The sequence below is a fragment of the Limnohabitans curvus genome (assembly GCF_003063475.1).
Lineage (GTDB): Bacteria > Pseudomonadota > Gammaproteobacteria > Burkholderiales > Burkholderiaceae_C > Limnohabitans > Limnohabitans curvus.
The window spans coordinates 1-12885 of sequence record NZ_NESP01000001.1; the positions used below are offsets into that span (position 1 = coordinate 1).

Below are 12885 nucleotides of genomic sequence, written 5' to 3' on the forward strand. Positions count from 1 at the left end.
ACAGCGTTACCGTAACTTTGTGCGCCTGTTGTGGTCACTTCACCACCATCGATATGCACCGTGCCATACGTGCCACCGTTGTCCTTGATCGTCAAGCTAGCCAAGGCCGTGCCCTGTCCCACTTCTTTGGTGAACGTCGTCACGCCTGAGTCTTCAATCGTCAAGGCTTGTGGGCCATCGAGGGTGTCAGCAAACGTCACACCTGCACCGGTCAAAGTCACAGGTACCGCGCTCGTCAAGGACACGCGCTCGCCATAGTGCTGCATGCCAGTGCTCTTGATGCTGGCTGTGTTGATGTTCACTTGGTTAGTTGAAGTGCCATCACCGTCTGTCTCTAATGAGCCAACATCCACATCACCGCTGAAGGTGGTGGTGCCCATGCTGTTGACGATCAACGTGCCAATTCTCTTGGCGCTTGAACCAACCGTGTCACCAAATCTGGCATGGCCGAGGTTTGCACTTGTGTTGCCCACGGAGGCATTGACCGTCAAGTTCACTGCAGTTGCGTCTTTACCATTCACTGATTTAGCGAACGTCACGTCCAATGCATTCAGCGTTGTTGTGGGCTTCCACACCTCCACGGCATTTTGATAGTCTTGTGCGCCTGTCGTGGTCACTTCACCACCATCGATATGCACCATGCCATGCACGCCACCGTTGTCCTTGATCGTCAAGCTAGCCAAGGCCGTGCCCTGTCCCACTTCTTTGGTGAACGTCGTCACGCCTGAGTCTTCAATCGTCAAGGCTTGTGGGCCATCGAGGGTGTCAGCAAACGTCACACCTGCACCGGTCAAAGTCACAGGCACCGCGCTGGTCAAGGACACGCGCTCGCCATAGTGCTGCGTGCCTGAGGTCTTGATGCTGGCTGTGTTGATGTTCACTTGGTTAGTTGAAGTCCCGCCACCGTCTGTCTCTAACCAACCAATGTCTACATCGCCCTTGAAGGTGGTAGTGCCTAGGTTGTTGACCGTCAAGCCCAAGCTTTGTGCAGCGGCTGTGATCGTGCGGTCAAAGTTCACACCCAAGGCGTTGATGGTCGCTGTGTCACCTAGCACCACAGCGTTACCGTAACTTTGTGCGCCTGCTGTGCTTACTTCACCACCGTTGATGTAAACGTTACCGCCACCACTGATCGTCAAAGTGCTCAAGCGATCCACTTGTCCCACTGCTTTTTGGAATGTCAAATGTCCACCGTTCACGACATTCAGCGAATAGTGCTGGTTGGCTTCTGAATCCAAAGCGCCATTAAAAATCACATCACCCGAGCCACTGTCAATCGCAACTGCGTTTCCAAGTGTGATGTCGGCAGTTGACGATCCAAACGCCATGTCTGCATGGCTGGATTTAAAACGTCCGGCCAACATCACTGAATTGGGTGATGTGGCTTTCACACCATTCACGAATTCAAAATTCACATCTGTGGGCGTGGCGCTCAATGCACGGGTTGCATCGCCTAATTGCAAACCACCCGTATTTAAGAAATCAACTGCATGGGTGAATTTGTTTGACGCACCTTTGAAAACCAAGTTGTAACCATCTGCGAATAATGTTGTGAATGTGGATGCTGTCACGTCACCCAAGAAGCTCACCGTTTGGCCGACCTTCGTATGCGCGATGACGATGCTGTCTGCTGAAACCGCATCATTAAAGTTGGCACCGTTGCTGCTGCTCAACGTCAATGTTGCGACATTGGCAATGGCTTTTTCAGTGGTCACGACACCCAGAGTACCGGCTTTGAAGGTGACAGACTGAGTGCCGTCGACACCATTAAGTAAGCCATTGAAAGTGATATTCGCCCCGTTGCCTGAACCATTGACATAAGCCGTGGTGTCGAACTCTGTCAAAGCTGAAGTGAGCACGACATCATTGTTAAAGAGGATGGATGACTGGCCGCTGGTTCGAATAAATGCGCCATTGATGCGTGTGGTGGTCGCTTGAGTTTCAATGTGCAGAGGTGCAGCAATGGTTAATGATTTACCCACATCCCCAGCAAAAGTAACATCGCTTAAAGCATGAACAACCAAACGCTGTGCACCGTCAACGGTAGATTCGAAGGTGACATTCGAGCCGGTCAGCGTCGCTTCTTGCGTGCTCAGCGTGACAGCGCCCTTGTAGACCTGATCAAAACCAGTTGTATCAACCGTGCCGCCCGCCAAAATGGCCACACCATCAATGGTGAACTTGCCGTTGACGGTGGTTGCTCCACCTAAAGTCACTTGACTTGCCGTGAGCTTGGTTTCATTTGCAAATACAACCTCGCCACGCAACGTCAAATTACCACTCGTTGATATTTCTCCGCCACTAAACTTTGCTTTACCCGTGCCCGTGGTTATTAAATTCAAGGCATAAACATCACCACTGACTTTGCTGCGTAAATCAATATCAGCATTGCCTGCATCCAACGTCAGGTCATTCAACAAGTTGAAATGCGTGCTTGGCGTACCCAACACCATGTTGTGACCCAGCGACTTCACTGTGCCAGCCATTTCTAAAGTACTTGGCAGCACTGCCTCTAAACCGCTCTCAAAGTGCAAAGCAGATGTGCCACTGAGAGCGCCCAGTTGCACGCTGCCACTGTTTTTAAACGCCGTGAAATGGGTCACGTAAGTTTTGTCGCCTTTGAAGCTCAGGTTGTACGCCAATGCCTCTGTGCTCAGGGTGTCGACATACACCGAGCCAATGAACGTGGCAGAAGCTGTATCAAGAATAGACAAACTGCCTAAACGCGCGGTGTCACTGCCCATATCCTTGGAAGCCAAGATCGTTCCATCACTTGCCGTTTTCAAAATCAAAGCAGCGGTTTGCCCTGAAGCATTTGCAACCGTATCTGCAAACTCAATCTTTGCACCTGCCGATATTCGTATGGAAGCAGCAGACAACGTCAACGGGTCCTTGATGGTCACCGTGCCACCATCATCTTTTGCTGTGATTGAGCTACCTGAGACATCGGTGTAACCCAGCGCATCGGTTTGCAAACTCTGCAGGGGCTCCAAACTGCCCACAGGCCTTTCAAACTGAGTCACACCAGCGCTGTTTGCTACAAAATTAAAGCCACCGTCAAGCTTGCCGCCGACTTTGATCAGCACAGCATCCGAAGCAGTGCTTCCCGTATTTAAGGTGGTGTCGCCCAGCAAGCTGACATTGCCAAGCAATGAATTGGCCGAGTCATATCGCCCCAACACCATCGCTTGGTTCGTGGACTTGAATTTGCCACTCAACTCAACCACGCTAGGTGCCGTGGCCTTCATGCCGCCAGCAACCACAAAATCATCCGTCGTTGAGGTGTTGATCAACTTCAATGCCTGCGTGTTCTTGAACTCCACAAGGTCAGTCAAGGTGCTGCGTTCCAAAATTGACACGCTGTAGGGCATGGCTTCAGTCACTAGCGTCTTGGCATTCAGGCCTGCTTCAAATGTGAAGCTCGCTGCATTGCTCAACGTGAGCGTATTCAACGCTTTATCGCCACCCACGACGCCCTTCCATTGCACAACGCCCCCTGTACCTGCATCGATACCGACAGACTCCGTTTGAACACCTGCAGCGTTCAGCGTTTGTTCAAAGGTGATGTTGGCCCCTGCGCTAGCAACCGCTGTGCTATCGAAAATAGTGTTGCCGGCATTGCTGACAAGAACGGGTGACTTAAACCACTGCGGGCCACTGCTGCGCACCTTGCCACCCGTGATTTCAATGCCATCAATCGCTGTCATGTCAATGCGTGTTGGTGCAGCAGACGCGCCAACGGCACCTGCCAGCAAAGTATGACCGCTGTCAATCACGGTGAAACTTTGATCACCGTTCACAGTGCTTGCAAAAGTGATGGTGTGGCCATCAAACGTTGGGTTGCTCATCAACTGCACAGGACTGTTGTAAGTCTGTGCGCCTGAAGTGGCGATCGAGCCCAGTTTCAATAACGTGCTGCGCAAGGTCAAGTTCGCAGCGTTGTTCACACTGATGAGGCCAGCCATGTCGTTGCCCGTGTTGTTCAAGGTCACGTCTGCGTTTTGCACGGTCACGCTGGTGGTGCTGTCCGCCAACACGGTGGTGCCTGCCACTTGGCTCACCGAACCGTTGGTGGTGCTGATGCTCAAGGCACCTGTGCTATCCAAGTTACCCAGCACCATCGCTGCATTGCCGCTAAGTTGCGTGGCACCGCCAGCAGTCAGCGTGCTTTGTGCGTCCATTCGCAGCGCGGCTGAAGTGGTTTGTGTGGTCGTGCCGGACACGGCCAAGCTGGTCGCCGCTTGGACGTTTGAATTCACCATCGAGACGCCAGAAGCGTTAGATGCGTTGTTTGAAGTCCCCACCAAACTCACAGCACCACCGGTGATAGACGATGTGCCTGCATCACCGCGCAGCAAAATGCCCATGGCGTAGTCGTCTACAGAACCCACCGATTCACCACGCACCGTCACAGCGCCTGTGCCTGCACTGATGGATGCATTGAACAACGCCACACCACCTGAATAGTCGGCTGCGCTGCTACCGGTGTTGCCCACGCTCGTGGACTTGTGGGTGGCATAGCCTGTGGCCAACGACGTGCCACCACTTAAGGTGATGTTGCCATTCGTGCTGTTGATGCTCGAACCCGAGTTGAGCAAGATGCCACCGTAATTGGTGGTGTCGCCATCGCTGTTGGCCCAAAGGGTGATGTCGCCACCATTGCTGCCCACCGCCACATTGTTGGCTTGTGTGATGTCGCCCGAGGCTTTGAACAGCAAGGCTGCATTGGCCAGGCTGCTGCTCACGTTGGCATTCAAATTGATATTGCCACCGTACAAGCTGATGGGACCAGCAATACGGATGGGGCTGGCAATGGTCAAGTCAGCCACGTTAGACGACTTGCCCCATGTGAAGCCCGAGATGGTGTTTGCAAAGGTGTAGTTACTGATGCCTGCACTTGCAAAAGTGGTGCTCGGCTCAATCTTCACGGTGCCTGAGCCGGTGAAGCCAAGCGTGGTCGGTGCTGTGTTGTTGGTAAACACCACGCCCCCTGCACTGCCCACGCCTGTAGCGCCGGTGTAGCTGTTCACACCGGTGAGGTTGAGTGTGTTGCCACCCAATTTGTTGAGTTGACCCGAACCAGAAATCGCGTTGTCCACTGACACAACATTGTTGTGGTCGAAGTTGAGTGTGGTGCCTGCGGCAAGGCTGACGGTGTTGGTACCCAACGAGGCAGAAGCGTCAGTGCCATCACCCACATTCAAGGTGCCGCCAGAGAGGGTGGTGAGGCCGCTGTAGGTGTTGACACCCTTCATCACCCACTTGCCAGTGCCCGCTTTGGTGAAGCTGCTGATGCCTGCGCTATTGGCCAGCACGGGCGTCATGGTGTTGTCGGCAGTGTTGGTGCCGGTCAAGGTCAGCAAACGATTCGCTGTACCGCTGTAGGCCAACGCGCCGGTATTGGTGAACACCAATGCACCTGTGCCAGAGGCATCTACCGTGGCACCGCTGTCACCCAAGGTGAACAATCGGTCGGTGCTGGTGGCGGCGCCTGTGTACTTGAGCGTGGCATTGTTGATGAGCAAGTTAGCCGCTGCACTGGTGGACTGGCCGATGTTGCTGGCCACGCCGCCATTGGCCAAGCTGGCCACAGACAAAGTGCCACCTTGCAAATTGGTCACACCCGTGTAGGTGTTGGCTGCGGTCAGTGTGAGCGTGTTGGGCGCGTACTTGACCACGTAGCCCGTGCCACTGATGGTCTTGGCGAAGGTGTAGTTGGCTGTTTGGTTGAAGCCCAAGCCGCCGTTGTTGACGACATCAGTCACGATGGAGCCCGTTTGGTCCAGCGCCAAGAAACCTGCGTCAATGGTGGTGAGGCCGCTGTAGGTATTCACACCACGCAAATACATGGCACCTGCGCCCTGCTTTACCAAGTTGGCGCCAACGCCAGAAATGATGCCCGACAAAACGCTGCTGCTACCGCTGTGGTCCAGCGTCAGCGTACGGCCATCGGCCAAACTGATGCCATAAGCACCATTGACGTCTGCGCCACGCAGCAACACATCGCCGGTCAACACGTTGGTCGTGCCAATCGCGCTGTTGAGCGTGATGTTGCCGCCGTAGAGACTGATGGGGCCAGCAATGGTCAAAGGCGAATTGACGGTGATGGTGGCTGTGTTGCCATCGCGCCCCAAGGTCAACCCCGTGAGCGAGCTACCAAAGCTGTACGCACTGGTCGACAAGGTGCTGCCAAAGCTACCGGCAAGCACTGGCTGAATCGTGACAAAGCCATTGCCTGTGAAAGCCCCGGGCGTGACGGGCAAGGTGTTGTTGGTGAACTCCATGCCACCACCTGTGTCACCCGTGGCTGTGATGCCTGTGTAGGTTTGTGTGCCGGTGAGCGTGAGCACATTGGCACCCAGCTTTGTCACTGTGCCTGCGCCGCTGATGTTGCCCACGTATGAGGCTGCGTTTGAACGGCTGAACACCAAACTCGCACCAGCGGCCACAGAAGCGTTACCTGTGATGGCACCGGTAGTGCTTGCATCACCCACTTGCAAAATGCCAGCGCTCACGGTGATGGCGCCGGTAGAGGTGTTGGCACCTGTGAGCTTGACCGTGTTGGCTTGTTGCTTAGTCAAAGTGCCCACACTCAACACACCGCTGAAGGTGTAGTCGGTGGTGGAATCTAACAGCAAGCCACTATTGACTTGCACATTGCCAGACAACAGGCGACCGGCAGCGCTACCCGATTCACCAATGCTAATTTTTTTGCTGCCACTGGAGATGAGGGTTGCAATGTTTTCATCACCCAGCACAAAGCCTGTTGAGGTGGCACCACCCAAACTCAAAGTACCAGCACCGCTCAGGTTTTTGTAATACAAGTTGCCTGCGCCTTGCGATGCACCTTCGCTAACAGTTAGACCTGCACCAACCTCAACGCTCAATGCAGAAGAACTGGTTTCGCCACCGAGCCACCAGAGTGTGAAGTTAGACACACCTCCCGATGCGGCAAAAGTCACTTTGCTATCGCCTAAGGAGCGAATGACCAAGCTATTGAGGCTGTGTCCTTGGAATGTCAGGTTGCCCTTGATGTTGTAGCCTGCACCAGATCCTGTCGGTGTGGCATTGCCCGAAATAATGATGCCAGCGGTGCCACCATCCACCACAGTGGTGGCTGTCAAGTTGGTGTTCACCACGCCTGTCAAGGTGACCGCATGACTGCCTGTGTTCTCTATGACACCCGTGCCCGTGATGCTGATGCCATTGGCAAATGAGGCTGCAGCTGCTGTGTCAAAGCTCAAACGGCTCGCTACAGATACGCTGCCTGTCCCTAAAGCATTGGTAGCACCACCGGCCACCAAAGTGCCGGTCGACACCGTGGTGCCACCCGAGTAGGTGTCAGCCCCTGTGAGCGTCAAGGTACCCGAGCCCGACTTGGTCAAACCACCCGTACCTGCCATCACGCCCGCGTAGGCCACGCTCTTCGAAGCATCCACACTGAACGTGCCGCCGCTGGCACCCAAGGTGATGCCACGGTTGGTGTGGAGCGTGAAGCTGTCGGTGGCTTGCAATGTGCCGCCGTTGAGCGTGATCAAGTCTGCCGTGGCACTGCCAGGTGTGGCACCGAGGTCGCTGTCAGCCGCCACTTGCAACGTGCCGGCAATCTGTGTCTTACCTGTGTAGCCCAACTCTGGGCTAAGCGGGGGCTTGGCCACCACGGTGACGCCTGTTGGAATGATGGCCAATGCCACGTTGCTGGCGTCGGGCAACACACCCGTCGGTGTGGTGGTGCCAGTCACGGCCCAGTTTGCAGCATTCGACCAATCGCCACCGGATGCACCCACGTAAGTGGCAGAAGCCAGCTGAGTGATGTCTGCCGTGCCGCCCTGCCCGTTCAAGTTAACGGTGTAGTTGTCTACGTCTGTGCCTGTGATGGTGGCGGCAGTGATGTTCACAGTTTTAGCTGTTCCAACATGACGCGTATCGAATGCACCCGTCACGGAGGACACCGACACCAAGTCGCCCGTGATCTTGTCGGGCAAGGTTGCGCCGCCGATGCTCAGGTTGGCGTTGGCGTTGCCGTCATAGGTTTTGTTGCTGATCACCAAGCCAGAGAAGCTCAGATCTTTCTTAGCCACCGTCAGCAAGCTGCCACCGGTTTGGCTCGTGGCATAACCCAACTTCGTGAAGCCATCGGTCAGTGTGTAAGGCGTGGCGCGATACACAAGCTTGTTGCCTGTGGAATACGTGGCGCCCTCAATGATCACGCCTAAGCCGGCGACGGCTTCGTCACCGTTGAGCGCGGTGCGCACAGTAGACAGTGCCGTGGTGCCATCGGGTTTGAAATTGTTCAGCGTGGTGGTGTGGTCGTAGCCATACGTCACGGTGAAGCTGTCAATGTTTGTCGTTGCCGTCGGTTGTTCGCGGTAAATCGCGTTGATGACATTGGGGCTCAGCGCCACAGAGTAACGGGTCGCGGCTTCGTCCGAGTTGTAACGGAAGTGGCCTGAGCCGCTGCCCACCAGGTCGGTCAACCCAGTGCTACCCGTCACGCTGCCACCCATCAAGCGAATCACGCCGTTTGTGCCCGCCGTGATCGTGGGCATGCCTGAAATAAGAACGTTGCCACCCGTTGCTGTGCCCGCTGCAGTGCTCTTGCCCGCATTCAGCAACACGGCAGTGGCGGTGCTGCTGCTGGTCACCACATCTGCAGCCACCGTCAAATCACCGCTGAGTGTTTCGATGCGCACATCACCTGTGGCCGTGATGCCCGTGGGGTTGACCGTGCCAATCGTCAATGCACCGCTGTTCACATACGTCAGGCTGCTCACACCGCTGGCGGCTAAGGTGCCCACGTTGTTGCTGGTGTGATCCAAGGTCACAGCGCCGCTGAGCAAAGCCAGTTTGTCTGCCGTGATGTAGCCCGATGCGCCATCGGTGATGGTGGTGCCCGTGAGCTTGACGGTGCTGTTGGTCGCGGTCAGCGGCGCGTTGATCGCCAGGGCTCCGCCGAAAACGGTGATCGGGCCATTGACAGTCAACGCTTGGTTGATCGTCAACGCTTGCGTGTTCAAGGGGCTGCCAAAGACAAAGCCACCCATCGTTTGGCCGTTGGCGTTCAAACCGAACTGACTGCTATTGAAAGCTTGGACAAACGACCCCGTGCCATCCGCACCTTGCACGTTGACCGCCCCTGTGGTGCCCACTGCAAATTGGGGCGTTCCTTCTAGGCGCTTCAAATAAACCGTCACATCCGACGCGCTGGTGTCTAAGCCCGTCACCCCCGACTTAGACCCCAAGGTGATGGGTGTGGTGGCCGCATAGATGCCATTGGTGGCGTCGGAGTTGAGCCAACGAATGGGGCCTGAGACGGCCAACACGTCCACCGGGCTATAAATGGCCGAACTCCAATTGCTTGACACGCCGCTCAGCGTGATGCCACCCAACGCGGCGGTGGCATAAATTTTGGTAGACGCGCCGCGCAACGACAGGCCATGGCTGCCGCCACTTGTGCCTGTGCCCACAATCGAAATGGCATTGGACGTGGTGTTGCCAGACTGAATGACCGTTTGTGTCACCGCATCGGTTGCGTAAGTGGATGTGCTGTTCACCCCGAAAGCAATGCCGTAGCGCGTGGCTTCACCGCTGAGGTTGATCAGGCCCGTGGCAGAAGTCATGTTGATGGTGCCGCCGCCTGTGGTGAGCACGCCCATTTGTGTGTCACTCGGTGTTGCAGCAGCGTCGATAACACCCACCACATCCATACGGCCGCTGGTAGTGGTGAGGTGACCTGTGGTCGTGGCTGACAACAAAACACCCACTTTCACATCAGACGATCCGCGCAGCATCAGTGCGCCCGCACCCGAGTTCAAGCTAAAGCTGCCCGTGGTCGAAATACCAGCGGTGCCCACACCACGGGCATAGCCATCGGGTGTGCCATCGTTGGCGGTGCCGCCATTGGCGCCATCGTCAGCGCCACCCGCCAGCACCAAGTTGCCACCGCTGGTTTGCACCGATGCACCACTGCCTAAAGCAATGTTGCCAGCACCCGTGCTGTCGCTGTTGGCCCACAACACAGCATCGCCGCCGGTCGTGGTGATGGACTTGCCACCGCCCAACACGATGTTGCCCGAAGCCTTGAGCAACACATCGCCAGCGCTGCCACCCGCCGTGGTGTTGAGGTTGCCGTTGATGTCAATCGTGCCGCCGTAAATTTTGAGGGGGCCTGACAGGGTCAAGTTAGAACCCACCGTGATGTTGGTCGTTGAGTCCGCTTTTCCTAGCGTCAATCCAGAAATGCTGCTGGCAAATGTGTAGCTGGGCGTGAACGATGCCGCGGTAAAGGCAGCGCTAGTTGGCTCAACCGTCACCGCACCAGCGCCTGTGAAACCGCTGGTGGTGGGCACCACATCGTTTTGGAACACCAAGCCGCCGGTCACATCGGTTGCGCCGGTGTAGGTTTGTAAGCCTGTGAGGGTGAGCGTGTTGCTGCCGAGTTTGTTCAAACTGCCTGCGCCAGACATGGCGTTAGCCACCGTGGTCGCCGCCGAATGATGGAACGCCAAGGTGCCCTCCACCGTGGCCGCGCCTGTGCCCAAGGTGCCTGTGCTGCCGCCATTGCCAATTTGTAAGGTGCCTGCACTCACCGTGGTGGTGCCGTAGGTGTTAGCACCCGTCAAGGTGAGGTTGCCCGCGCCTACTTTTGTCAGACCAGCCCCTGTGATGGGGCCTGCCCAAGTCACGTCGCTACCCGCTGCGGTGTTGAGCGTGCTGCTGCCCACCAAAGTCAAGCCGCGGTTGGCGCTGGTGGCGGTGGTGAACACGGGGTAGAAATACACCGTGGCGTTGTTCACCACCAGTTGTGCGGCTTGTGCGCTGGAGGGCGCGGCACCTAAGTTGCCGTCGCTGCTGATGGCCAAACTGCCTGCGTTCACAGAGGTGGCGCCGGTGTAGGTGTTGGTGGCGCTGAGTGTCAAGGCGCCTGCGCCCTCTTGCTTAACCTCACCCGAGCCTGAAATCACATTGGCAATGCCCATGGCGTTGCTGCGCCTGAACACCAAGGTGGCGTTGTTGACGATGTTGCCACTGCCTAAGTTGCCGGTGGTGGTGGCATTGCCCACTTGCAAAGTGCCTGCACTGATGGTGGTGCTACCGGTATACGCGCTGCCACCGGTCATCACCAACGTGCCTGCACCGGCTTTGCTCAAACTGCCCGCACCGTTGAACAAGCCCGCCATGGTTTGTGTGGCACCCGTGGCGATGTCTAAGCCCAAGGTACCGCCCACGGTCAAGGTGGTGCCTGCGGCGCTTTCAAAGCCGCCAAGTGTGGCGTTGTTGTTGACCACCAAAGAACCGTTCTTGAAATTCAAGTTACTCAACGCCACCGAGTCTTGGTAAGTCAAGCTGTCCACCAACACAATGCCTGACAACGCCCCTGCGCTGAGGCCTGCCACGCTGTCGTCAAAACTCACGGCTGCACCGCCGGCGCCGCTGGGCACCAGCACCTGTTTGACGTTGTTCAAATCGGGCACTACACCTTTAAAGTTCAAGTTGCCCGTCACAGCCCAGTTATTGGGGTTGAACCACTCGCCCGACGCGCCGCCCACCCAAGTGACCGAATCCAAGCGTGTCACATCAGCCGAGGTGCTGCCTGTGCCCGACACCAAATAGTTGGTGGCATCGGTGCCCGTCAAGGCCACGCCATACACGCTGATGGTTTTGCCTGTGGCCACGTTTTTATCGGCAAAGGTGGCCGTTCGGGTGATGTCAAACACATCACCGCTCACACGCGTGTCGGTGGTGTTCACAGTGGCCGCAGCAGTGCCGTCATACGTGCGGTTCACACCGGTGTAGGTCACGGTCAAGTTGCGCAGACCAATACTGCCCGCCCCTGTGGCACTGGTGGGCAAGGCGTAGTTGCTCAGCGTGGTGCCTGTAGCAGCGGTGAAGTCACCCGCGGCCAACGTGGCCGTCACGCTGTTGGCTTCCAACACGTTGCGGCTGTTGTAGGTACCCAAGGTCTGGGTGATGGAGGCGCCTTCGGTCACACCCCCCACCGTCACAAAACCTGTGAGGGTGTAGTTGGTCGAGGTCAACGCGGCATCGGTCTTGCCGTTGTAGGTTTTTTGAATGCTGCCGGTCAGCACAACCGACAAAGCCTTGGGCGTGATGTTGGCCGATGCACTGCCGGTGCTGTCCACGCTGTAGTTGTTGGCATCGGTGCCGCCTAGGCTCACACCTGTGACGCTGATGCTCACGGGCACCACGTTGCTGGCGTTGTCATACGCCACGTTTTTGTCAACGAAGTTGGCGGTGCGAGAGACGGTCAACACGTCGCCGTTCACATAGCCGTTGGCCGAGGTCAGGCTAGTGGTCACGCTGGCGTCCAGCAAACCGTCGTACACCTTGCTCACACCGGTGTACGCCACCGTCAAAGCGCGTGGTGTGATGTTGGCTGTCGCGCTACCCGTGGCGACCACGCTGTAGTTGTTGGCATCCGTGCCGCTCAGGCTCACACCGCTCACGCTCACGGCTTTGGCGGTACCCACGTTTTTGTCGGCAAAGCTGGCTGCGCGGTTGATCACGATGTCATCCAAGGTCGCGCCCACACTCAGTCGGTCATCGCTGGTGGTGACGGTCGCAGCCGTGCCGCCGTCGTACACACGGTTGTCACCGGTGTAGTTCACGGTCAGCACGCGTGGGGTGATGTTGGCGGATGCGCTGCCCGTGGCGACCACCGTGTAGTTGCCCGCATCCACCGAGGTGACGTCCGCAGGGTCGCTCAAGCTGACACCGGTCACGCTGATGGTTTTGCCACCGGCCACGTTCTTGTCGGCAAAGGCAGCTGTCCAGTTGACGATGAAGTTGTCACCCGCCACGCGGTCGTCTGCGGTGGTCACGCTGGCGGTGGTGCCTGCGTCGTACACCTTGTTGACGCCGGTG

General features: G+C 56.8%; 1 protein-coding gene (only partly in view). It reads right to left on the bottom strand.

The genetic code is table 11. The features are described from left to right. The coding region annotated (locus tag B9Z44_RS00005; protein WP_211308661.1) for a beta strand repeat-containing protein crosses the window boundary (this coding region is incomplete at its 3' end): on the bottom strand, positions 1-12885 show 12885 of its 28277 nt. The annotated region continues 15392 nt past the right edge of the window.